We start from the raw sequence: 24,247 nt of genomic DNA, 5'->3' as shown, positions 1-24,247 counted from the left end.
GTCTTTAATGAAACCTCTTTTGTATAAGGTTCCTCGAACATCCCTATAGGATGTTAAGTTTGCGAAATATGAAACTAACATGGGCTTGGTTCATAATTAGTAACTGAACGCACATTAGGTCACCGCTATATCGTCTAAAAAATCTCAACTTATACGTGTATATTTAAAAAAAATCTCACGTTATGCGTGGTGTGAGATTCTCACATGGCTAATTAAAAGCTATAAATTGGCCTTTTTCAGTGTGTGAGATTCTTATGTGATGTATGTATGATCAAAAGCAAATGGGTAGAAATTTAAAATTAATAAATAATTAAATTTGGGTTTCTCTAATTTAGCTACAATGCATGAATATCTAGAGTAATATTCATTGTAGGTACATTGTTATTATGGAGATATTTTTATTTACGCAGCGCCTGAGCTTAATTAACTTATCCCGCACTTGCCATAAGAAAAAGTACAAAAAAGTGCAACCATAAAAAATTCTTTAGATGATGCATCACCTTAGTATAAGTAAGCAATATAGCTGAGCTTATGTATCGATGGGGAAATAATAGAGCGTCATTTAACCTTTGCTAAGGCTGTATTGATTTGTCACTAATTTCATCTTATAAAAAGTGACTTCGGTAGCTTTTTTTTCCTTTTTGTTGCTGCATACTTTATCCTACGTCATAATCTAACGTCCTATTAAAACGCGGAATTTTTATGAACTGGCTTGCACAATTACCTACCCAACGAACCCCGTGGCTTTTATTTACAGCTATCGTTTTTTTACTTGAAGTTACCGCTCTTTTCTTTCAATACAAAATGGGGTTAGCGCCTTGCATAATGTGTATATATCAACGCACTGCAGTATTGGGGTTATTAGGCGCAGGGATTGTAGGCTCAAGTAAACCACAAAGTAAAACTGTGCGTATGATAGCGTATGTTATTTGGGGAATATCGAGTGTTTGGGGATACTTAATTGCTCGCGAACATATTGATATGCAGACCACCACAGACCCTTTTGCATTTAGCTGCGAGTTTGAACCAAATTTCCCATCATTTATGCCACTACATGAATGGATACCTAGCTTTTTTCAAGCTACCGGGGATTGTGGAAATATAGATTGGCAGTTTGTTGGCATGAGCATGCCTGCTTGGATGGAAGTGATATTTGGGATTTTCTCACTAACGCTATTTATTATAATTATTGCCCGTTTATCAATTAAAAAGTCGATTTGATATGTTTACATTTTTTTCAAGCCAATTAGACCAGCTTAAGCATTTAAAAGTACGCCAGCGTCAAGACGTAATTGCGCTTGCATTAAGTCAGCTATCGCCAACTGATAAAGTTCTATTGCGTATTATAAAGTTGCTATTACTTAGCCCACTATTTTTAATATTCACTGTATTTAAAGGTTGGATATTAATACCATTTTTGATACTTGGCGGATTGTGCTATCCACTATTAACTACACCTATTGAAATTAACTTTGCTAAAAAGCACTTAAGCGATGCGCTAAAACAATTTAATCAGGGCGCCTAGCACCCTGATTACTTTTTAGAAATATTAAAGTGAAAGTTTCCCCTCTAATTTAGCTAAAAGTTTTTTGCCAATCCCTTTAACTTGCGATAAATCACTAACGCTTTTAAATTCGCCATTTTCTTCACGATAATCCACAATTGCCTGCGCTTTTTTCTTACCTATACCAGGTAACTTAGCAAGCATCTCTGCATCAGCATTATTTATACTAATTGTCTCAGCTTGAGGCATTTGCTTAGTTACTTCTGATAATTGTGCATACGCGGTAGTCGCGGGTAGTAAACATAATAAACTTATGATGAGTAAATTTTTTAACGTTTTCATTAAACTTGCCCTTATTCTTCTTTTCTTAATTTTGAGTATTGCTCAGGAAATCAATAAATAAGGAACTGTAAAGTTCATCACTTAAAGTGTACCTAAACGCATTATCACTATGATCCGAAATCCTGAAAATGCAGCTGGTACAACAAAGTGATTGCTTAACTAAAGTAAAGTTACCGTTTTTTGTCAAATTTAAGACACCTAAAAATTAATACTTCGCGCTTGCAAATTTACTTACAAACCATTACTGTACATAAAAACAGTAATCTAATGGTTTTTTAAAAACCACGGTGCCAAGCAATTTTGCAGGAGAAATCATGGCTGTTGTTGTTAAATATGTTGTAGAACGAAACGGAGTCGAGCGTATGACGTTTACTACCAAAAAAGAAGCGGATGCTTATGACAAGATGCTCGATATAGCAGAATCACTTGAGCTGATGCTAGAAAAGGTAGACGTACCGCTTAGTGAGCAACAAATTGAATCACTTGCTTTAGAAATAGCGAAAAGCAAAGATGATTTTATGACCATATTAAAAGGTGGCAAAGATCCAGCTGTTACCAAAGCGCCAGCAAAAAGTAAAAAGTCAGATAACGTTGCATCAATTGAAGATAACAACGATAAAAAAGTAAGTTAATTCATAGAATGCTCCCTCCTCGGACGGGACAAACTAAATAAAAAAGGGAGCAACTAAGTTGCTCCCTTTTTTATTATACCAATTCGCTTAATTAAGTGATCTCTTTGAGGGTGGAAAAACGTGTTGATAGCTAGGCAAAAATTCGATATTTAGTTGTTCTAAATGAGAATTTTTTAACGCCGGTAGCAACACGTTTAGCCCCGCAAAATGATTAAGTATTATTGCGGATTGGTATTAATTACTACTCATTTTAAAATAAATAGTAATTGCTAATTAAAGCTCTTTTTCTACTTCATCAAATAAAGCAGTGATGTTTTGCTCAGGCTCTTTTGTTACTAAGCTAACAACAACAATTGCAATACTCGCTAAAATAAAGCCCGGTACTATTTCGTACATAAAGCTACTTAAGCTTTCACCATTGATAGTAAATGGTCCATATATCCAAATTAGCACAGTAAATGCGCCTACTAACATACCAGCTAACGCACCAGCAAAGTTCATGCGTTTCCAATAAAGGCTAAACAATACAAGTGGTCCAAACGCAGCACCAAAGCCAGCCCACGCATTACTTACTAGGTCTAAAATAGAGCTATCTCTGTCGTAAGCTAAATAAATAGCGAACATAGCAACTACGGCAACACTTATACGGCCAACAGCAACTAGCTCTTTATCACTGGCATCTTTACGTAAGAATGTTTTATAGAAATCTTCTGTTAATGAACTTGAACTAACCAATAATTGAGATGAGATAGTACTCATAATCGCAGCCAAAATTGCAGCAAGTAAAAAGCCAGCAATAAGTGGGTGGAACAGCAACTCAGAAAGAATTAAGAAAATTGTTTCAGGGTCTTCAACTACAATGTTGTTCTCATAAGTATAAGCTGCACCAAATATACCAGTACCAACAGCACCAATGGCAGCAACAATCATCCATGTCATACCAATACGGCGTGCTTTAGGCATATCTTTAACACTACGTACCGACATAAAACGAACAATGATATGTGGTTGGCCAAAATAACCTAAACCCCAAGCCATTGCAGAAATAATACCTAATGCAGAACCTGCACCAATCCAGTTAAGCATATCTGGATTTACGCTATGTAAAGTTGATTCTAAAGGTTGTTCAAGCAAAGAGTATGCAACCGTTGGTACTAGAATAAGTGCAATGAACATAATACAACCTTGCACAAAGTCAGTTAAGCTTACAGCTAAAAAACCACCAAACAAGGTATATAAAACAACTACGCCCGTTGTAATGTATAAACCCATTTCATAAGTTAAACCAAATGAGCTTTCAAACAATTTACCACCAGCGACAACACCAGATGAAGTATAAAGAGTAAAGAAAACAATAATTACCACAGCTGATACAACACGTAATAGGTTGGATTTATCATTGAAGCGATTTGAAAAGTAGTCTGGGATGGTTATAGAGTCATTTGCTTTTTCAGTGTAAACACGTAATCTCGGTGCAACTAACAGATAATTTAACCAAGCACCAATCACCAAGCCAATTGCTATCCATGTACTACTAAAACCAGTAACAAACATCGCACCAGGTAGGCCCATTAAAATCCAGCCACTCATATCAGATGCACCTGCAGACAGTGCAGCTACACTTGGAGATAGATTTCGTCCACCTAACATGTAACCAGATACATCGTCAGTAGATTGCTTATATGCATATAGTCCGATACCTAACATTACAATAAAATATAATGCTAGTGAAATAATCATTCCTGTTTCCAAATTAGCCTCCGCATAATTATTAATAATAGGCTTTAATCCAAATAATGACTCTTAAAATTTTATAGTTAAGACACTATTGGGGTAAAAACCATTCTCGCTGACTATATCATGCTTGATAATAAAATCTCCAACTTGTTGCCCTCACCTGATACAAAAATACTCATGTTGAATGATTTTAAAGCGAATTGGTGAAATATAATAAATTAAATACTAGAAAGACCTTAATTTTTAATGATAATTTATTAATCTAGCAAATATACGTAATGCTATTTTGAGTCTTTTGCCATATATTATTACAATAACTAATTAGATTACTCTTACGGAACTGTTTATGTATTTTTACGCTGCACGCCAACCTATTTTAGACAGAGATAAAAAGCTCATCGGATATGAACTTTTATTTCGCGATGGCGTTGATAACGTATTTCCCGATATAGACGGTGACGAGGCAACTACACGACTAATTGAAGGTAGTCAGTTTAATTTCGGCTTAGAAGATTTAACCGACAATAAACCCGCCTATATAAATTTCACCCTAGAAACGCTATCAAAGGGCTACCCAACACTACTGGGCAAAGATACTGTAGTTGTAGAAATCCTTGAAACTGTGCAACCTGGGAAGCGATTATTAGCCATAGTGAAAGATCTAAAAGATAAAGGTTACACTATTGCTCTTGATGATTATATTCATCAGCCTGTTTGGCGCCACTTTTATCCATTTATTGATATTATTAAAATAGACTTTTTAGCATCTGATATAGATACAATAAAAACGGTTCTTAATGATTTAAAACTGCACTCGCATATTAAGTTACTTGCCGAAAAAGTAGAAACCTATGAAATTTACCAACAAGCTCTAGAGCTTGGTTTTGATTATTTCCAAGGATTTTTCTTCTCAAAACCTGAAATGGTACAAAGTAAGGCTCTACCGCCTTCAGAAATGGCATTAGCTGAATTACTTTACGAAACATCAAGCGTTGATATGGATCTTAAAAAAATCACTGATGTGTTTGAGCGTGATGTAAACCTATCTTACAAATTACTTAGGTATTCAAATTCTGCTGCCTTTGCAAGGCGTGCTGAAATAAGTACCATTAAGCAAGCCCTTATAGTGCTTGGTGCTAACGAAATTAAAAAACTATTATCATTATTATTTGCAGCGCAAGTATCAGCAGATAAACCTGTAGAGCTAATTAGGCTATCGCTTACGCGCGCTCGTTTTGGTGAGTTACTCGCTATATCCCATGGACAATTTAAAGATACCGGCATGGCATTTTTAACCGGTATGATGTCTCTTATGGATGCTATTTTAGATGAGAGTATGGAAAGCGTTATGAAAAAGCTTCCACTTTCGAATGACATAAAAGCAGCGTTATTAAACGATGAAGGCTTGCTGGCAAAATATTTAAACTTAGTTAAGTATTATGAACAAGCTAACTGGTCAGCCGCAAACGAATTAACGAAAGAACTAAACCTAGGTGAAAAAGTTCCTGATGCCTATCATGAAGCACTGACTTGGGTTAATGAGCAAATGCAGTTAATAGTTAACGAAAAATAAGTAACCCGAACTCTGGTTAAAACATTTACTAATATATTGAATCATAATGATATCTAAGTTTATTTTTCTCTAGCCAAAGTTCAGATTCTATATAAACAGTCAATAAAAACGCCAGCATTTAGCTGGCGTTTTTATCATTGGCTTCAATTATAAACTTTCTAAAAAGTCTTCATCAAAATCAGCTGGCTCTTCTTTAACTGGTGGATTGCCATCGTACAGCTCATAAATTTGACGCTGGAAGTAAATATCTTTTACAAATAAGTACGGATCAAGTGAATCATTTAATAGCCCTTCTTGTGGTATTAAAGATGCACGCGCCTCAACTGCTTTTAAAACAAATACTAAAATAGTTTGTGGAGTCGTTAGCGCAACTTCAGGTAATACAAAGTTGTCGACTACATCACCGGTCAGGTTACGTGCTGTTGTTGGCCCCATACCTGGTAACATTAAATAGGCGCCATCACCTACACCCCATATACCCAACGTTTGTCCAAAGTCTTCATCGACTATTTCAAGACCTAGTGAGCTTGCAACATCAAAGATACCAAACAGACCGACAGTAGAGTTAACTAAAAAGCGTGCTAAGCTCACACTTGCATTACCCGGTTTACCTTGCAAACCCGCATTGATCATATCTACAGGTGCGGTGATATTACCTGTAAAATTAACAATACCGTTTCTTACCGGTACAGGCGTTACTTCAACATAACCTACAGCAACTGGGCGCAACAGATAAGCATCCAGTACATCCATATTAAAGTCATATAATGGACGATTAATACTTTGCAGCGGATCTCTGTCATCTACTTTGCTTTGAGGTACTTGAGCACAGCCGGCTAGTATCAATAAACATAAAAAAGTAAAACTGTGTTTTAACATCTAACGTCCTTAAGGTATTAATGTATCAATTTGAAGTTGGTAGTCACTTACACTTTCACGCTTTAACGCCTGCGAATGACCTTCTTGCTCACCAGAGCTTGGCATAACAGAGTCATCGATAGAAATACGCGCCGAAATAATAATATTTTCTGCACTAGATAGGTTAAGCCCTGCAACCATTGCACTACTATCACTCAACTCAACTGTAATTGGAAATGAATATTTAGTAAGCTTAACAGCAGCCAATGGCATAGGTGAGCCAGTTGCAGCTTTTGCAAATATAAACAAAATACCGTCTTTTGGCTGTTTATCAATAAGCTCTTTTGCAATGTCGACTGTAACTGCAATAGCACCCGTTGTAGTAGTAACTGGCATAACTGAGCCTTCACTTTGCATTTGTTGCTCAATATCAGCAATACGTTCTGAGATCATGTTATAACGTGAATCATTTTTTTCCATGCTCGCCAATAAAACTTCAAATGCAGTTTTAGCTTGCGGCCAATCTTTACGCTCATACGCTATCAGCGCTAGTAACGAAATAGCATCTAAATTAGTAGGCTCAACGTTTAGCACTTTTGAAAGCATACCTGCCGCGCGAGTCATATTAGCTTCGCTACCTTCAAGTAATAAAACCTGACTGTAACTAATAAGAACCTGCATATTATCAGGGTTCATACGTAGTGCTTTATCAAATGACTGCTGCGCCATGTCAAATTCATTAAGCGACATAGCCACTCGACCAAGTAGCATCCAAGCAACTTCATCATCGCCAGAGCGGCTAAGTTTAGTACGAAGCGCCAATGCAAAAGCCTGCAGCTCATTTTGACTAAGCGGCTCACCTTTTTGCATTACAGCACGCTCGCCATATTCAGCTAAATTATCCATTGCGTCATGCCAAGCCGAAATTTGCTGCTGACTGCCTGTAAAACTATAAAAAATCCCTGTAAGTGCAAGAACAAATGCACCGCCTGTTAAAGCAAAAATACGGTTATTACCTTTGCTGTTAAGTGATTTCTCTGGTGATAGCTCGTTCAATAAGCGACGTTTTAATTCAACAATTGATTCTGCGTGGTTTACGCTATCAATGCGTTGATTATCTAAATCAGTTTGCAAATCGACTAAACGCTGCTCATAAATACTAATTAATTCAGCATTGGCGTTATGAGTAATCGTTTGAACACGCTCTTTTTTTAAAAAAGGTATCATAACAAAGCTAAGAGCAACCAGTGTGAGTAAGGCAAAACACGCCCACATTAAAATCATTTAGCTTTGCTCCTGACGTTTATTTTGTTCAATTAGCTTCGCTAGCAGCATTTCATCGTCGCTGCTCCATGTTTGTTTTACTGATGCTTTTCGTTGGCGAATAACAATAAAGCCAAAGCCAACAATTACAATTAATACCGGTAGTACCCACAGCACTAAAGTCGCTGGTGTAACAGGTGGGTCGTAATGAACAAAATAGCCAAAGCGGTCAATCATATAATCAATCACTTCGTCTTTGCTTTTACCTTCTTTAACCAATACGAGCACTTTATCGCGCAAGTCTTTAGCAACAACAGCGTCGGAGTCCGCAATGTTTTGATTTTGACACTTAGGGCAACGTAGTTCTTTGGTTAGCTCTTCAAACAATATTGCTTGTTTGTTGTTATCAAATTGATAGCGATCTTGCTGTGCAAACGCCCCCATGCTTACAAAAAGGCTAAGCGTAAGTAGTAACCACTTCATTATTTTAGCTCCTGCATAATTGGCGCAAATTTAGCACGCCATACTCGCGGATTTATATCACCGGTGTGATGTAACAAAATAGTGCCGTTCTTATCGACTAAAAAAGTTTCTGGCGCACCCGACACGCCTAAATCCAACGACAAAGTACGGTGTAAATCTAAAATATTAAATTGGTAAGGGTCACCTGCACGTTGCAGCATATCAGTGACTTCGCTGCGAAGTGATTGCATATCAAACGGGCCATCAAAATCAGCGTCGTAACCTTGTACGTAATATAGTCCAATAATTTTAACGCCTTGCTCACGTAACTTAGTTAAATAACCAAGCTCGACTAAACATGTTGGGCACCACGTACCCCATACATTTAATAAGTAAACTTCACCTTTTAACGACTCGTTAGTCCACTGCTTATTGTCTTGCATTAAATCAGGTAAATTAAATGCTGGCATTTCTTGACCTAACCGCCCTGTTTGAATTTCACGAGGGTTGGCAAAAAGACCTTGGTATAAAAATACACACACAAAAGCAAACACTAAAAGCGGCGCAATAGCTAAAATTTTACGGTTCATAAAACACTCTCCGGTACATCTTTACGGGCTGTTTTAGCTGATGTACGGTAACGTTTATCAAACAAAATCATGAAACCTGCAAATGACATAAGCACGCCACCAATCCATATCCAGCGTACAAATGGTTTATGATAAATGCGAAGTGACCATGCATCACCACTTAATTGCTCACCTAATGCTAAATATAAATCACGTTTAAAACCGGCATCTATTGCCGCCTCAGTCATAAACTGCATACCAATGTCATATTTACGTTTTTCGGCGTGTAAACGTGTTACTAGCTCATTATTTTTAAGCACAGATACAACGCCCGCATGACCGCTGTAGTTTGGCCCACGAATAGTTTTAACGCCATCAAAGCGATATTCATACTCATTAAGCTGTGCTATTTCACCCGGTTTCATCGATACATCTCGCTCTACTGAATAAGCAGAGGTAAGTGTTACGCCCGCAATAATAAATGCAATACCAATATGCCCAAGTACCATAGCCCAGTAACTTACAGTAAAGCGTTTTAAGCCTTCTTTTAAGCTCCCGTGCACAGCTGCTTTGGTGTAAATATCAATCCCTGTTGATATTGCAATCCAAACCGCCAGTGTTGTCGCTAATAACGTAAGTGGTTTTACTAAATCGTAACTTGAGAATAACCAAGCGCAGGTAATCACAACACTTGCTAATACGCCCATTAATATTTTGTTTTGCAAAAAAGCCCACTTGTTTTGCTTCCAACGTAAAAGTGGTCCGATACCCATCAAAATAGCAAACGGTACTAAAATTATTGCAAACATCTTATTAAAAAACGGTTCGCCAATAGAAATGCTACCTAAGCCCATTTCTTTATGAACCATTGGCAACAATGTACCTAACATAACAATTAATGTAGCAACAACTAAAAATATATTATTGAGCCATAAGGCCACTTCGCGCGATACCAGCTTGTATCGTCCTTCACTGTGAACTTGTGACACACGCATTGCATATAACGCCAAGCCACCACCGACAACGATGCCTAAAAAGGCGAGTATAAATAAGCCTCTATCGGGGTCTGTAGCAAACGCATGTACCGATACAATAATACCCGAGCGTACAATAAACGTACCTAGCAAACTTAAAGAGAATGCTGCAATTGCGAGTAATACGGTCCATGATTTAAATATACCGCGCTTTTCTGTCACACTTAATGAATGCAGTAATGCGGTTGCAACAAGCCAAGGCATAAGCGCTGCGTTTTCTACTGGATCCCAAAACCACCAGCCGCCCCAGCCTAGTTCTGAATACGCCCACCAGCTACCAATAGTAAGACCTAAACCTAAGAAACCCCACGCAGTCATCGTCCACGGGCGTGACCATTTAGCCCATGTGTTATCAAGTTTACCTGTTAACAATGCAGCTATAGCAAAAGAGAAAGCAACCGACAGCCCCACATAACCCATGTACAGTAATGGTGGATGAATAATCATACCTGGATCTTGAAGCAGCGGATTCAAATCACGCCCTTCTACCGGAAAATAAGGAAGTAGGCGCTCAAACGGGCTTGAAAGCAGTAAGGTGTACATCATAAAACCTACACCTAAAAAGCCAAGTACACCCAGTACGCGAGCACGTAATACCCAAGGTAATGATTTAGAACGCGCTGCTACAGCAGCAGTCCAACCCGCTTGCATTACTAACCATAATAAAATAGCACCTTCATGACCGCCCCACGTAGAGGTGATTTTATAGTACCAAGGCAGCGTACTACTTGAATGATACGCTACGTAAGATACGGTAAAGTCGTCTGTTAAACTTGCATAAATAAGTGCAGCAAAAGAGATTAGTACAAAAGCAAACTGGCCTATTGCTAAAGATGGAGCCGCACGCATTAACCGAAGATTACCAGTATGCGCGCCCCAAAGAGGAAAAATACACAGTAAAACGCTTAGCACCATGGCAAGCGTTAAAGAAAAATAACCAATTTCTGGGATCATAGCTAATTACCACTATCTAAGTTGTATTTTGGTTTTTCGTGTTTAATACCTTTAACTGCCTCTGCAACTTCTGCTGGCATGTATTCTTCGTCATGCTTTGCAAGTACTTCAAATGCTTCAATAACATTAGGTTCTATTAATACACCTTGCGCTACAATGCCTTGCCCCTCACGAAACAAGTCTGGCAATATGCCTTGATAACGCACGGTAACTAATGGACCTGTATCAATTAACTTAAAGCTTACTTGCAAGCTTTGTTCATTTCGCTCAACTGTACCAGGTACAACCATACCGCCAATACGTAACTTTTGGCCTATGTGTGGTTTTTCTTTGTTAGGACCTTTACCATCAATAAGCTCGCTTGGCGTATAAAATAAGTTTATATTTTCTTGAAGTGCATAAAGCACTAAACCAATCGATCCACCAATACCAAACAGTACGGCAATAATTACCAATAGGCGCTTTTTACGTCTTGGATTCATGATACTTGTTCCTGTTTAGCTTTTTTAATTCGCGCTTCACGTACTATTTGTTGCTCTACTGAAGCCATAATACGTTTAGTATCTCTCAAAGAGTTCACTAAAATACCAAGTAAAATAAGTGCGCATGTACCAAAAGAAAGCCATACATAAAACCCATAGCCTCCCATTGCAATAAAATCAGAAAAAGAGTCAAACTGCATAATTACCTCTTATTTAACAACGAGCGCACCCACGGTCGGTGCTTTTCGCGTTGCAAAATTTCATTTTTAAGACGAATCAAAGTCACTGTGCCTACAAAAGCAGCAAAGGCTAAAATATTAACCATAAGAGGCCAAAACATACTTGGGTCTATTGCTTTGGTGTCTAGTTTTGTAATGCTTGCACCTTGGTGTAACGTATTCCACCACTCAACAGAGTAATGAATAATAGGTAAATTAATTACGCCAACAATCGCTAAAATAGAAGCCGCACGCCCTGCTGACTTTTTATCTTCAAACGCATGGTAAAGCGAAAGCACCCCAAGATATAAAAATAATAAAATAAGTTCAGACGTTAAACGTGCATCCCACACCCACCAAGCACCCCACATAGGTTTACCCCATGCAGCGCCAGTAATAAGCGCTATAGCAGTAATACATGCACCAACAGGGGCTATAGCAATAACAGCAAGTTCAGCATTTCGTAGTTGCCATACAAGTGCAACAATGGCGGCAATTGCCATTGAGGAGTAAGCGCCCATAGATAAAATGGCAGAAGGAACATGAATAAAAATGATACGGTAGCTGTCTTTTTGTTGGTAATCGGCAGGTGCAAAACCAAGCCCCCATACCCATCCAACAATCATACTAACCACTGTAACTACGGCAAAATAAGGCAGTAACGTATTGCATAACTGGTATGCACGCTCTGCTTTAGCATAGGGATGTAACCACTTCCACATTAACTTACACTCACTTTTAAAGCTGACGATATGGCAATTGGTGCGCTAATAATAGCAATAAGTAACATTGCACCAAGGATGGCAAGCTGCCCACTATAATCCAGTGACATTGTACTGGTATCGATAGCCGACGTTGCAAAAATCAAAACAGGAATATACAAAGGCAGTACGAGTAAACTCATCAAAATACCCCCTTTTTGTAATCCTACAGTAAGCCCTGCGCCTATTGCGCCAATAAAGCTCAATAGTGGAGTGCCTAATAATAATGTTAAAACAGTTGCTGTTAACGCCGTACTTTCTAGGTTTAACAACAATGCAAATAGCGGGGTCATTAATACAAGCGGTAAACCTGTTACCACCCAATGAGCAGCCACTTTAGCAAGTACGGTTAGCGATAATGGATAAGAGGATGCAATTAACTGCTCCAACGAGCCATCGTTAAAATCATCCCTAAACAACTTATCTAAACCCAACATGGTAGAGAGTAATGCGGCAACCCAAATAATACCTGGCGCCATTCTCGCAAGTAGACTGGGCTCAGGCCCTATTGCTAACGGAAATAATGAAATTACAATTAAGAAGAATAAAATAGGATTTACAATTTCGGCGCGCTGGCGAAACGCAAGTTTTACATCTTTGGTAAATACCGCACTAAATAGCAACCAATAAGAGTGTTGACGAGTCATTAGTGGCGATACTCCAGTGTAACCGTTTGTAAGTTACTAAAGTGGGTCGTTAAGTCTTGGTGGGTCGTTAATAAAATGGCACCACCGCTTTGTAAGTGTTCAGTAAATCGCTGCTGTAAAAAGGCGACACCGCTTTTATCAAGCGCGGTAAATGGCTCATCAAGTACCCATAATTTAGCATCACTTAACCAAAGCCTAACAAGCGCTACACGTCTTTGTTGTCCAGCAGATAACATTCTAACGGGTACATCTTCGAGTCCAACAAGGCCAAGTTGCGCTAAAATAGGATATAAATCAGGCTCATTTATGTAGCCATTAATTTGTAACCAGTGGCGAACATTTTCAACTGCACTAAGCTGAGTACTTACACCTGTTTTATGCCCTATAAAAAGCAGCTCTCTGGCATACTCTTCATAGTACTTAGATATAGGTTGATCTTGGAACAGAACAGACCCTTCATCAGGCACAGAAAAGCCAGCAATAATACGCAATAGCGATGTTTTACCAGCCCCATTAGGACCCGCTAATTGCATGATTTGACCGCTATTAAGGCTAAAATTAAGATCCGCAAACAAACAACGATCTTGCTTGATGCAGGTGACGGACTTAATGTGTAACAAGATGACGATTCTCTCTGCCAAAAATTAGGCGTTAGTCTACCATAATGATAGGGTAATACGAATATTGCTTTATAATCGATTAACAAAAACTTGATTTAAAATAATGAATACACCAACGCAAATAACATTATCTAACTCATTGGTTATCAATCAATCTGCTCACAGCCAGACCAATGAGTTACCACAGTTACCTAGTGAGGTACTTGCGGCTAAAAACATCCAATTTTCGAAAGACTCGATTACGCTTGATGTATTTATTGATAAGCATTGGCAAACATTAAGGCTTGGCACTACAAGCGCACCACAAAACCTGCAAAAAATAGTCAGTGCTAACATACAGATCAGCCCTGATGGTAAGCAGCTCAACATCTCGCCAAACAGTACAACCCTTACTTTAAATCAGCCAGTACAATTGCAGCGCTTGTTAAATTATGTAAGCACGGGCACTGAGGTACAAAGCCAACCAATGGATGTACAAGTTGCTGTATCCCCTTCTCCCAAGTTAGTTATTGATAAACTCAACGCAAGTATTGCCATAAATAAAGACGTGGCCCAGTTACTTACAACTGAACAGCCTTTAAAAGTAGTTGTTAGTACGACTAATAAAGGCGCACAGATTAATATTATTAACCGTTTTGCTGATACGGTTCACTCGCAACCACTTAGCCAAACTAAACTTACTAATTTACTCGCGGCCTTATTACCCAGTGCGCAGCTTCAAGTAACACCAAAACTGGCTATTTTAACTCATCCTCAAAAGTCAGGTTCATTTACAACACCTATTACTAATCAACAACTTGCCGAACTACCTAATACACCTATTAAAGTGAATTTAGTAAACCAGGCAGATAAATTATTTATTAAAACCGATACAAACAATATAAAAGTAACGCTTAACAACTCATTCTCAAAACCATTTAACGAGTTACTTTTAGCGCAAAAAAGCAATGCACCTGAAGTAGCCGTTTCTGCGAGTAATATTAAAGTAAATCCATTATTGACCCTAAATAGTCCAATAAAATCGTGGCTACAAAATAGTTTTAGTGATTTAAAAACGCGAATTAATGATGCGGTTAAATATTTTGAAAATAAGCCTTTTGCTACAATAAGTAAACCTGAGTTAACGCAGCTATCAACTTCGCCCGCGCAACAAAAAACGTCTTTAGCTATACAACTGAGTGAATCACCGCTAATTAGAGTTAACATTACTCAAAGTGTGAGTACTGCGTTAAATAACAATACGAGCAATATTTTGCCAGAGCACTTTTCAAGGCTCCCGCCGATTGTACAATTAACGCAACTAGTAAAAGGAAGTGTTAGTGTTTGGCAAACATCTGCAAACACAGCAGCAACGTACACGCCAATAACAAATAATTCTACTCCAGGTGAAGTGGCGAGCGCTAAGCCAAGTGATTTAAAAACAAGCCAATTAAGCTCCCTTATTACTAGTGAAAACAGTAAATCGAACACCTTGCTTAACCCTACCAATGAAGTAGTCACTAAGGGACTTACCACCTCCTCAGCACAGCTTGCAATAAACGATAACAATCAAAACAACACAAGCACAGTGAACACTAAAAGCATTACCTTGTTAACTGAGCCGTTATCTAATGCGCCCTCTCGTAGTCAAATGCTACAACCAATAGAAGCAAAACTATTAAGTACATTATTAAAGCTTCCTGATGCCACAACCCCTACAGATAGGCTGGCTTACAATAAACAACTTTTAAGCAGTCAAATTACTGATATTACAGATAAGGCAACAAAAGACACCCCTGATTTAACTCGCTTAATTAATCAGGCATTTAACCGTATGGTTTCAAGTAATAACATAAACCCTGCAACCATACAGCGTGAGATACTTGCTACTTTACAGCCCACTCAACTAGCGGGTGATATGCTGCAAAGTAGTTTCACTAAAGGGCTTGAACAGGTGGCTGTGAGTATTTTAGCTGCGCCTCTGATTAGCCAATCAGTAACGCCTATCAGTTTTAATAATCAAACTGGCTTAGATGCTCTCTTACAAGTACTTATACCTACTTTTAAAATGGGTAACACGGGAGCAAAAATGCTTGAACAGCTTCAACAAGCTCAAGTACAAGCTTTGGCCAGCGAAATCGTACACGTTAAAAACACACTTACCCAAGTGAGTCTCTCAACACCAAATCAACAGCCAGACACAAACCCGCTTGCACAATTTTTATTACCGATGAGATTACCCCCAGAAGCAGCCCAAACAGAAATAACACTTGGACAGTATAAAAAGCCAAGCGCCGGTAAATTAGAAGATAAAAATGTATGGTTTGTCAGATTAAACTTTGATTATGCCCAACTTGGGCAGCTACAAATTACTGCAGAGTTAATGGATCAAGCACTCGATTGCCAGCTATTAGCCTCGAGCCAAGAAGTAAGTGCAATTGCTCACCCTCACTTAGATAATTTAAGATCAAAACTAGCTAAACATGGCTTACAAGTTGGCGAGCTCAATTTAAGGCGAGGCGATGCCAACAATCAGGCATTCTATAAATCTCACGCAATTATTAATATTAAGGTTTAGCTATGAGTGAAACACCGATTAATAAATCAGCCATTGGGCTTTTGTACGAAGCTGGTAACACACCCACTGTAAGTGTTAAAGGGTTTGGTGAATTAGCTGATGAAATAATAGCAGCGGCTAAACTAAAAGGAATTATGATCCACGAAGATGCAGCACTTGCTAAAACGTTGTCGCATTTAGAGTTAGGAGAAGAAATTCCTAAAGAGCTTTATTATGTTATTGCAGAGCTTATTGCGTTTTCGTATGTATTAAGAGGTCAATTTCCGCCAGGTTGGCAGGATTTTCAAGGTAAGTTAAATATTAAGGCTTGAGCCAATTTATCCGCACATAAAAAAAGGCGCTAAGCACCTTTTTGTTTATGTAATGAAAATAGTAATTCGGCTTCTGCTCGTGGTAGTTCGCACTCGCGTATTACTTCATCAAGGTCTGCACCTAACTCAACCATTTTTACAGCACGAGAGTAAATTTTAGCATCAGGGTCATCGTATTTTTGCGCCGCTTGCTGTTGCATTAAATCTTGGTTTTGTTGTTCAACTTCAAGCACTCGCTTACCAATACTTAAGAGCCCGGTTCTAATCTCCGAAATTTCACTGCGCAAAATATGAGTCTGCTCTGAGCTATCTTTAAGCTGCTGCGATACAGCATTAATTTCATTCGCGTGTTTATTTTTTAATGCAATAATTAACGCCAGCGATATAAGTCCTACCGCTAACGCTGATATAGCTATACTAAGTAACACCATAATTTATTTGGTAAAGCTTATATATCGCTTAACTCATCCCATTCGTCATCACTGAGTAACTTATTTAAATCAACCAAAATCAGTAATTCATTATCGCGGTTACAAACACCTTGAATAAACTTAGCGCTTTCTTCAGTACCAACATTTGGCGCACTGTCGATTTCAGAGCTGCGCAAGTAAACCACTTCCGATACGCTGTCGGCTAAAATACCAATAACTTGCTCTTCTGCTTCAATAATTAAGATGCGAGAGTTGTCAGTTGCATCAGCAGCTAGCAAACCAAAACGTGCGCGAGTATCAATAACGGTAACAACGTTGCCGCGTAAGTTAATAATACCAATCACATATGAAGGTGCACCTGGTACAGGAGCTATCTCTGTATAACGAAGTATTTCTTGTACTTGCATTACATTTACGCCGTAGGTTTCTTCCTCTAGCTTAAACGTAACCCACTGTAAAATTTCATCGTTATTATCTGCGTTTTTATTTGCTGACAGTAATTTATCTTGATTCATGCTATTACCCCGTAATGGTCATTACTACTGACGGCTATCTAAGCCTTTCTCTAATAATATATTTAAATTATCTACGTCTATCAAAGCACACATTTTTTCTTTTATAACGCCAGCAAGCCATGGGCGCTTGCTTTTATTTGTACGCCATTTTACATCTTCTTTACTCAATGTAATGTTATTTATCAACTTTTCAGCTAATAAACCCCACTGGCTATCACCTAGTGTAATCAAATATTGATAATCTAAAGATGCCTCTAATTTATCATCATATTTTTCTGGCATAACCCAACGCGCAGTATCAACAACATTAAGCTTTTCTTCTCTGTTGAGCATAACGCCTTTAAACCATTTCGGCTTACCAAACAAATGATTTACTTCACCTAATTGATGTATTCCACCAAGTGCTTTTAATGGCACAGCCAAGGTCAAGCCAGCAACTTCAAAAAACAATGCCTGAAATTCACCATCAAAATAGTCTGATTGGCTAGTAGTTACAATCTCCAGCTCTGGCTTTTCTATAGTAGTAATTGCAGGTGCTATTACTTCCTCGTCAACCACTTCATTAACTTTTTCAGTTTCAAACGCTGGCTCAGCTATTGGCTCAATTTCAACATTGAGCAAGTCATTATCAAATGTACTCTCTGCTGCTTTTAATTGTTCTTTAGGTTTTGAATGAATATGCTGTTGTGAATCATCTGGGATTTGCTCAAGTAATTTTGCAACTGGCTCAAGGTTATCTACAGGCTCATCTTCACATAACAAAGCCCCGAGGTATTGTTTCATTACTTTTTCATTAGCAAACAATTGCTTACTCATTCATTAACCTTGTTCAATTAAATATTCTAGCAGTGCTTTATATGCGTATACACCGCGCGAGCGAGGACAATACTCTACAGGTACTTTTTGTGCAAAGCTTGCATCTCTAAATTTGGTATCCACCGGTATCACACCTGGCCAAACTTTATCACCATATGTACTTTGCAATGTTTTGTATGCTTCTAACGATGCTTTAGTACGTTTGTCGTACATGGTAGGAATTATAGTATATTGATAATCTTTTGCTTGAGAGGATTGCATCAAATCCATAGTACGCATCATTCTATCAAGCCCTTTGAGTGCTAAAAACTCCGTTTGCACTGGCACTAAAATTCGCTCACTTGCTGCAAGCGCATTGACCATTAACACCCCTAAAACTGGAGGGCAATCTAAAATGGCATAATCGTAATGTTCGCTAATTTTTGCAAGCGCTTTTTTTAGTATTAACCCCATCCCTGTTTTATTACCCATACTTCGATCAAGCGTAGCTATTGCCATAGTCGCAGGTAAAATATCCAGGTTTTGAAGTGTTGATGGACACAAAGCTTGGAGTATCTCTTCACTTTGCATACTTGTACCACGGGCAAAAATATCGTACACACTGACTTCTAAATCCTCTGAGTCAATGCCAAAGTAATAAGTGAGTGACGCATGAGGGTCTGTATCTATAAGCAATACACGTTTACCTTGTAATGCCAAAATACCGGCAAGGCTCACTGCGGTTGTTGTTTTACCAACCCCTCCTTTTTGATTAGCGACAGTCCAAATCTTCACATTACATCCTAATTACTGTTCATTGCGCGTTGTTATGCGAATACCGCCATGAGGCAAACGAATTATTTTTATTGTATCGTCATCTGAAGGAAGTTCAATTTCAGGTTCAATCACTGCAGGCTCATCAGCTTGCCCGTCACTTTTAACCTCTTGTTTTGGCGGTAATCCATACTTAGAAAGTGCGATAACAACTTTACGATTTTCTGCGCGCCCTTGTTCTGTATCGTTACTTGCAAAAGGTGAATATTGGCCATAACCTTCTATCGCCATTCTAGCTGAATTAATGCCTAATGCTTCCAGCTCTACTAAAATTGACGTGGCTCTAGCTACCGACAGCTCCCAGTTCGAACGAAATATCTCATTACGAATACTTTCATCATCAGTATAACCTCGTACTCTTACATAGTTATCTACTGGTGCAATAATATCTTTAACAATCTTGACGACCTGTTTTGCTCGAGAGTGTGCAACTGAACTACCACTTGAAAATAACATACCTGAGCTTAGCTCTATAATCAGCCAATCTTGGTTAAGCTCTAAACTGGCTTCTCCATCACGGATTTCATCAATAAGCGCTGACTGTAATTTAATTAATAAACTATCAAGAGGTTTGCCTAAATACTTTTGCTGGATGTTGCTTGTATCACTTTGGCCGTCGAGTAGCTCAGGACCTTGCTCTTCTTTTAATATACTTTCGCCATAAAGAACTTCTTGTTCAGGTGTCACTCTATCTGTCAATATTCCATTACCGTTGACACCTTCACCTTGCTGGGAGTATTGGCGAGCTGACTTATCAAAAACCTGTTCAAGGGAATCTGACAATATTTGGAATTGTTCTTCTTTATTAATCGCTATCGCATACAGAACCACAAAAAAAGCAAACATAATAGTCATGTAATCGGCATACGATACAAGCCAACGTTCGGTATGTTGACTTTTAGCAGCAGAGTGACGAAGTCGTCGGCGTAACATGTTATTCGTCCACTAAATTAGGGCGCTCTACACGATAGGCTTCAAGCTTTAATTCTATATTTACTGGGCTTTCACCTATGCTTATTGCAATAACGCCTTCAGCAAGCATTTCATGGTAAAGCATTTTTTGCTCTACACGCTGTTTTAACTTATTTGCCATAGGTAAAAACAATAAATTAGCTAAACCAACACCATAAATGGTCGCAATAAATGCCGTTGCAACGCCGGCGCCAAGCATTTGTGGATCGGTAATAAACGACATTGCCTGTATTAAGCCAAGCACCGCACCTAAAATACCAATGGTAGGGCTGTAACCCCCCATTGCTTCATAAACACGCGCGGCTTCAAGCAAACGATCGCGTTCTAGCAGTAAATCAATTTCAAGCGTGTCTCGTAGTTTTTGCTCTGAGCAGCCATCGACAAGTAAGCTTAAACCTTTTGCTGCATAAGCATCTGGGTGAGCTAAGGCTTCATTCTCAAGCGCTAAGTAACCTTCTTGACGTGCTTTATGAGACCATCGTTTAACTTGCTCTATTGCGTCTTCAATATCGTATTGTGGTGCAACAAAAACCCACGAGCTCATATTTAGCATTTTTTTGAATGTGCTAGCAGAGGTTTGCAACATAACAGCGCCAAGCGTGCCACCAAGTACAATAATAAGCGCAGGGCCATTAAATAAAGCTGAAACAACACCGCCTTCTAAAGAATAACCTAAACCTATTGCACTAAGTGCTACCAATAGTCCAAATATTGAGAGTTTATCCACAACCTACCTCTCTCATTATACGTGCTGCAACATCGCTCAATGCTAAGCTTTCACTTGAAAGCCCCGCATTAGCAATTGCTTGAGGCATTCCATAAACGACACAGCTTTTCTCATCCTGTGCCCAAATAGTTGCCCCCGTTTGTTTTAACATTCTTGCACCATCACGACCATCAGCGCCCATACCTGTTAAAACAATAGCAAGTACATCACCTTGGTACGTTTTAGCTGCACTAGCAAACGTTACATCTACGCTTGGTTTATAACTTATTCTCTCGCTATGATCTTCAAATACGCGCAGCGTTCTATTTGCTCCACGCCCCTCTACCATCATCTGCTGTCCGCCAGGCGCTAAATAAGCAGTTCCTGGTTGTAAGCGATCGCCCTGTTGTGCTTCTTTCACTTTTATTTGGCACAAACCGTTTAAGCGCGCTGCAAACGCGGGTGTAAATGCAGCGGGCATGTGCTGAATAAGTAAAATAGGGTGAGGAAAATTAGCAGGCAATTGAGTCAATATAGTTTGCAGAGCAACAGGACCACCTGTAGAAGTACCAATAGCTAAAAGTTGATATTGTTTTCCACTTGCTCGCATTGAGGCAACATTTGAACTTGTCGATGCAACAGGCGTAGCTCTTTGAAAGCTTCTATCAGGCTGCTTGATTTGAGTTGTTGATGTGCTTGTTCTTTGCGAAAGTGAACTTGTTGGTTTCGTTGAAATGACTGGTTTAGCTGGTGTTGCCGCTCTAAATGTTCGCGGTAAACGTCTTCGTCCTATATCTTTTACTTTACTTTGCAAAAGCTTAATTGCATCTTCATTATTGCGCGCAATATCTTCAAATTTTTTCGGTAAAAAATCCATTGCGCCAGCATCTAACGCATCAAACGTTGCTGTTGCACCATCACGTGTAAGTGATGAAAACATTAAGATAGGAGTTGGGTTACTCGCCATTATCTCTTTAACTGCGCTAATACCATCAAGTACAGGCATTTCGACATCCATGGTGATCATGTCAGGACGCAATTGAGCTGCTTTCTCAACAGCCTCTCTGCCATTAACAGCAAAGCCTATAACTTGTATATCGCTATCTTGCTCAAGGATTTCGCTTACTCTACGGCGAAAAAAGCTTGAATCATCAACAACTAAAACTTTAACGGCCATTTAGCTCTCTTATTAAATTTATGCGTAGGTATATATTAAATATATACCTACTTTATTATTAGCCTGCGTAATGTTTTAACATGTTTGGAACGTCTAAAATCAGTGCAATGCCGCCATCTGAAGTTATTGTAGCGCCTGCCATACCTGGCGTTCCTTGAAGTAACGCATCAAGCGGCTTAATAACTACTTCTTCTTGGCCAATTAATGAGTCAACAACAAAACCAATTTGTTGCGTACCAATTTGTACAATAACGACGTGACCTTTAGATTTTCGCTGAGAACGATCTGAGTCTTTTACTAACCAATGCTCAAGGTAAAATAACGGTATCGCCTTTTTACGCACAATAATTGTTAATTGCCCATCAACTACATTCGTCTTCGTTAAATCTAAATTGAATATCTCACTAACACCAGCCAGTGGTAACGCAAATGTTTGTGCGCCAACAACGACCATTAATGTCGGTAATATAGCCAAGGTAAGTGGTACTTTTATTTCTAAAATAGTACCGACACCAAGTTCAGACTGAATGCTTACTGAGCCATTAAGTTGCGTGATCTTAGTTTTAACTACGTCCATTCCTACACCACGGCCTGAAATATCAGATATTTCTTCTTTTGTAGAAAAGCCAGGTGCAAAAATCAGGTTATATGCTTCGGTGTCAGAAAGTCGACTCGCTTGGTCATGATCGAGTACGCCTTTACTAATTGCAATTTTTTTCAGTTTTTCAGCATCCATACCTGCACCATCATCTTTGATGGTTAGCAAAATATGGTCGCCCTCTTGAGACGCTGATAAAGTAACATTACCTGTTCTAGGCTTACCTGCAGCTTCACGGACAGCGGGCATTTCAATACCATGGTCAACTGAGTTTCTAACTAAATGCACAAGCGGATCGGCAAGTGCTTCAACTAAGTTTTTATCTAGATCCGTTTCTTCACCAATAAGCTTTAAATCAATATCTTTATTTAAGCTACGTGCTAAGTCGCGTACAACGCGAGGGAAGCGACCAAATACTTTCTTAATTGGTTGCATTCGCGTTTGCATAACCGCACCTTGAATATCCGCAGTCACCACATCTAAGTTAGAGATTGCTTTACCCATCGCTTCACTGTCTGAGTTAGTCGCTAAACTAACCAAACGATTTCGTACAAGAACTAACTCACCAACCATATTCATAATTTGATCGAGTCGTTTTGTATCTACGCGAACAGTGGTCTCTGCTGCTGGTGGCGCTGATTTTTTTGGAGCTGCTGCTGGTGGTACTTTAGCTACTGGCTTCTCTGGCGCTTTTTCAACTGGTTTTGGAGTAGGAGCTTTAGCTGGCTCAGCTTTTTTTACTGGTTCACTCACTTGTTTAGCTGGCGGTGAAACAGGTTCAGGTTGTTTTGCAGCTGGCGCACTTTCTATCGATTTAGGAGCAGTGCCTTTACCATGAAGTTCATCAAGAAGCGCTTCAAATTCGTCATCACTAATTTCATCATCTGATGAATTAACTGTATTTACAGCTGGTATAGCAGATTCTACAGGTGTTTTATTGGCATCATTTTGTTCAGGTTTGCTCGTAACTTCACCAAAACTGCCAACACCATGTAACTCGTCTAATAAGCTGTCAAATTCATCATCAGTAATATCACCACTAAAATCACTACTACTTGCTACTGGTTTTTCAACTGCAGGACCTTGTCCTTTACCGTGCAGCTCATCAAGTAAGCTTTCAAATTCGTCTTCAGTGATTTCATCTATTTCAGCATCGCTAACCGAAGGCGCTCCGCTAAATAGTTCATCAAATGCAAACGGATCTTCATCATCAGCTACCGGTGTATCCACCACTTCATTATGAGGTTGTTCAACCTCTGTTTGTGAAGAGGCTTCAGTGGCTTCGGCTTCTGTTGGAGGTAGACCTAAGATATGAAGAGTATGAAGTAATTCAGGATCTGCAGGTTCAGGCTTGTCTCTGTTTTGGATAGTCGCAAACATCTCATTAATGGTGTCTAGTGCTTGTAAAATAACATCCATTAACTCTGAGTTGACTGTTCGCACGCCTTGACGTAGTAAATCAAATACGTTTTCAGCACCGTGACAAGCATCAACAAGTTCTGTCATAGCTAAAAAGCCTGCACCACCTTTTACAGTGTGAAAACCTCTAAATATAGCGTTTAGTAACTCGGTATCTTCTGGATTATTTTCCAGCTCAACTAACTGTTCAGATAAAAGCTCTAGGATTTCTCCAGCCTCTACAAGAAAGTCTTGTAAAATATCTTCATCGACTTCAAACATGCAGTTACTCTCCTC

General features: G+C 38.9%; 26 protein-coding genes. 6 read left to right on the top strand and 20 right to left on the bottom strand.

Annotation, left to right across the window (positions count from 1 at the left end; all coding sequences use genetic code 11):
* Positions 1–702 precede the first annotated feature (702 nt).
* On the top strand, positions 703–1,221 hold the full coding sequence (gene dsbB, locus AC5NT5_RS05025) for a disulfide bond formation protein DsbB (RefSeq protein WP_024595347.1): 519 nt from the start codon (positions 703–705) through the stop codon (positions 1,219–1,221).
* Position 1,222: 1 nt separating this feature from the next.
* Positions 1,223–1,525, top strand: a complete 303-nt coding sequence (locus tag AC5NT5_RS05020; RefSeq protein WP_024595348.1) for a DUF6170 family protein — start codon at positions 1,223–1,225, stop codon at positions 1,523–1,525.
* Between the two features lie 24 nt (positions 1,526–1,549).
* On the opposite strand, the gene AC5NT5_RS05015 is transcribed toward AC5NT5_RS05020, so the two are convergent.
* Positions 1,550–1,846 (bottom strand): ComEA family DNA-binding protein, encoded by a 297-nt coding sequence (locus AC5NT5_RS05015; protein ID WP_165723515.1) that lies wholly within the window; start codon positions 1,844–1,846, stop codon positions 1,550–1,552.
* A 314-nt stretch (positions 1,847–2,160) separates the two neighbouring features.
* Between AC5NT5_RS05015 and AC5NT5_RS05010 the strand changes: the two genes are divergently transcribed.
* Complete coding sequence (locus tag AC5NT5_RS05010) at positions 2,161–2,478, top strand: YebG family protein (RefSeq protein WP_004335683.1); 318 nt, start codon at positions 2,161–2,163, stop codon at positions 2,476–2,478.
* Between the two features lie 273 nt (positions 2,479–2,751).
* Here the strand turns inward: AC5NT5_RS05010 and putP are convergent, their stop codons facing one another.
* Positions 2,752–4,230, bottom strand: a complete 1,479-nt coding sequence (gene putP, locus AC5NT5_RS05005) for a sodium/proline symporter PutP (protein WP_149602304.1) — start codon at positions 4,228–4,230, stop codon at positions 2,752–2,754.
* A gap of 331 nt (positions 4,231–4,561) precedes the next feature.
* On the opposite strand from putP, the gene AC5NT5_RS05000 reads away from it, so the two are divergent.
* Positions 4,562–5,788, top strand: a complete 1,227-nt coding sequence (locus AC5NT5_RS05000; protein ID WP_004335679.1) for an EAL and HDOD domain-containing protein — start codon at positions 4,562–4,564, stop codon at positions 5,786–5,788.
* Positions 5,789–5,935: 147 nt separating this feature from the next.
* Here AC5NT5_RS05000 and AC5NT5_RS04995 read toward each other — a convergent pair whose 3' ends face one another.
* Genes AC5NT5_RS04995 through ccmA form a run of 10 tightly spaced genes read right to left on the bottom strand, consistent with a single transcriptional unit; the run spans position 5,936 to position 13,656 of the window.
* Positions 5,936–6,667 carry an MlaA family lipoprotein gene (locus AC5NT5_RS04995; protein WP_494513475.1) on the bottom strand — a complete coding sequence of 244 codons (732 nt, stop codon included), beginning with the start codon at positions 6,665–6,667 and terminating at the stop codon, positions 5,936–5,938.
* A gap of 9 nt (positions 6,668–6,676) precedes the next feature.
* On the bottom strand, positions 6,677–7,930 hold the full coding sequence (gene ccmI / locus AC5NT5_RS04990) for a c-type cytochrome biogenesis protein CcmI (RefSeq protein ID WP_494513474.1): 1,254 nt from the start codon (positions 7,928–7,930) through the stop codon (positions 6,677–6,679).
* Positions 7,931–8,392, bottom strand: coding sequence for a cytochrome c-type biogenesis protein (locus tag AC5NT5_RS04985; RefSeq protein WP_002959280.1), 462 nt, complete (start codon positions 8,390–8,392; stop codon positions 7,931–7,933). It abuts the gene before it with no gap.
* Positions 8,392–8,961, bottom strand: a complete 570-nt coding sequence (locus tag AC5NT5_RS04980; protein ID WP_002959281.1) for a redoxin family protein — start codon at positions 8,959–8,961, stop codon at positions 8,392–8,394. Before AC5NT5_RS04980 ends, AC5NT5_RS04985 begins: the two co-directional genes overlap by 1 nt.
* The gene (locus AC5NT5_RS04975; RefSeq protein ID WP_002959282.1) at positions 8,958–10,928 is read right to left on the bottom strand and encodes a heme lyase CcmF/NrfE family subunit; all 1,971 of its coding nucleotides are present in this window, start codon (positions 10,926–10,928) and stop codon (positions 8,958–8,960) included. Before AC5NT5_RS04975 ends, AC5NT5_RS04980 begins: the two co-directional genes overlap by 4 nt.
* Before the next feature lie 2 nt (positions 10,929–10,930).
* The gene (gene ccmE, locus AC5NT5_RS04970; protein WP_024599192.1) at positions 10,931–11,410 is read right to left on the bottom strand and encodes a cytochrome c maturation protein CcmE; all 480 of its coding nucleotides are present in this window, start codon (positions 11,408–11,410) and stop codon (positions 10,931–10,933) included.
* Positions 11,407–11,610 carry a heme exporter protein CcmD gene (gene ccmD, locus AC5NT5_RS04965; protein ID WP_024599193.1) on the bottom strand — a complete coding sequence of 68 codons (204 nt, stop codon included), beginning with the start codon at positions 11,608–11,610 and terminating at the stop codon, positions 11,407–11,409. The genes ccmE and ccmD overlap by 4 nt, the downstream gene beginning before the upstream one ends.
* A 2-nt stretch (positions 11,611–11,612) precedes the next feature.
* Positions 11,613–12,350, bottom strand: coding sequence for a heme ABC transporter permease (locus AC5NT5_RS04960; protein ID WP_024599194.1), 738 nt, complete (start codon positions 12,348–12,350; stop codon positions 11,613–11,615).
* The gene (ccmB, locus tag AC5NT5_RS04955; RefSeq protein ID WP_165723519.1) at positions 12,350–13,036 is read right to left on the bottom strand and encodes a heme exporter protein CcmB; all 687 of its coding nucleotides are present in this window, start codon (positions 13,034–13,036) and stop codon (positions 12,350–12,352) included. The genes AC5NT5_RS04960 and ccmB overlap by 1 nt, the downstream gene beginning before the upstream one ends.
* Positions 13,036–13,656, bottom strand: a complete 621-nt coding sequence (gene ccmA / locus AC5NT5_RS04950) for a cytochrome c biogenesis heme-transporting ATPase CcmA (RefSeq protein WP_152609331.1) — start codon at positions 13,654–13,656, stop codon at positions 13,036–13,038. The genes ccmB and ccmA overlap by 1 nt, the downstream gene beginning before the upstream one ends.
* Positions 13,657–13,759: 103 nt before the next feature.
* On the opposite strand from ccmA, the gene fliK reads away from it, so the two are divergent.
* Both fliK and AC5NT5_RS04940 read left to right on the top strand, forming a co-directional pair.
* Complete coding sequence (fliK, locus tag AC5NT5_RS04945) at positions 13,760–16,213, top strand: flagellar hook-length control protein FliK (RefSeq protein ID WP_494513473.1); 2,454 nt, start codon at positions 13,760–13,762, stop codon at positions 16,211–16,213.
* Positions 16,214–16,215: 2 nt separating this feature from the next.
* Positions 16,216–16,524 carry an EscU/YscU/HrcU family type III secretion system export apparatus switch protein gene (locus tag AC5NT5_RS04940; RefSeq protein ID WP_138488715.1) on the top strand — a complete coding sequence of 103 codons (309 nt, stop codon included), beginning with the start codon at positions 16,216–16,218 and terminating at the stop codon, positions 16,522–16,524.
* A gap of 29 nt (positions 16,525–16,553) precedes the next feature.
* Here AC5NT5_RS04940 and AC5NT5_RS04935 read toward each other — a convergent pair whose 3' ends face one another.
* Genes AC5NT5_RS04935 through AC5NT5_RS04900 form a run of 8 tightly spaced genes read right to left on the bottom strand, consistent with a single transcriptional unit; the run spans position 16,554 to position 24,232 of the window.
* Complete coding sequence (locus AC5NT5_RS04935; RefSeq protein WP_024595394.1) at positions 16,554–16,955, bottom strand: DUF2802 domain-containing protein; 402 nt, start codon at positions 16,953–16,955, stop codon at positions 16,554–16,556.
* 17 nt (positions 16,956–16,972) lie between these two features.
* On the bottom strand, positions 16,973–17,470 hold the full coding sequence (locus AC5NT5_RS04930) for a chemotaxis protein CheW (RefSeq protein ID WP_002959294.1): 498 nt from the start codon (positions 17,468–17,470) through the stop codon (positions 16,973–16,975).
* Between the two features lie 24 nt (positions 17,471–17,494).
* Complete coding sequence (locus tag AC5NT5_RS04925) at positions 17,495–18,286, bottom strand: chemotaxis protein CheW (RefSeq protein WP_024595393.1); 792 nt, start codon at positions 18,284–18,286, stop codon at positions 17,495–17,497.
* A 3-nt stretch (positions 18,287–18,289) separates the two neighbouring features.
* A complete protein-coding gene (locus AC5NT5_RS04920) occupies positions 18,290–19,060 on the bottom strand; it encodes a ParA family protein (RefSeq protein WP_002959298.1) in 771 nt (256 codons plus the stop codon).
* A gap of 12 nt (positions 19,061–19,072) precedes the next feature.
* The gene (locus AC5NT5_RS04915; RefSeq protein ID WP_024595392.1) at positions 19,073–20,032 is read right to left on the bottom strand and encodes a flagellar motor protein MotB; all 960 of its coding nucleotides are present in this window, start codon (positions 20,030–20,032) and stop codon (positions 19,073–19,075) included.
* 1 nt (position 20,033) lies between these two features.
* Positions 20,034–20,798 (bottom strand): flagellar motor protein, encoded by a 765-nt coding sequence (locus AC5NT5_RS04910; protein WP_024606204.1) that lies wholly within the window; start codon positions 20,796–20,798, stop codon positions 20,034–20,036.
* Positions 20,791–21,954 (bottom strand): protein-glutamate methylesterase/protein-glutamine glutaminase, encoded by a 1,164-nt coding sequence (locus tag AC5NT5_RS04905; protein ID WP_494513472.1) that lies wholly within the window; start codon positions 21,952–21,954, stop codon positions 20,791–20,793. Before AC5NT5_RS04905 ends, AC5NT5_RS04910 begins: the two co-directional genes overlap by 8 nt.
* A 58-nt stretch (positions 21,955–22,012) precedes the next feature.
* On the bottom strand, positions 22,013–24,232 hold the full coding sequence (locus tag AC5NT5_RS04900; RefSeq protein WP_290173833.1) for a chemotaxis protein CheA: 2,220 nt from the start codon (positions 24,230–24,232) through the stop codon (positions 22,013–22,015).
* Positions 24,233–24,247 lie beyond the last annotated feature (15 nt).

It is taken from the genome of Pseudoalteromonas sp. J2K-J599 (genome assembly GCF_059295115.2).
Note: the sequence above shows the minus strand (reverse complement) of the source record. Positions and strands in the feature narration are given on the sequence as shown.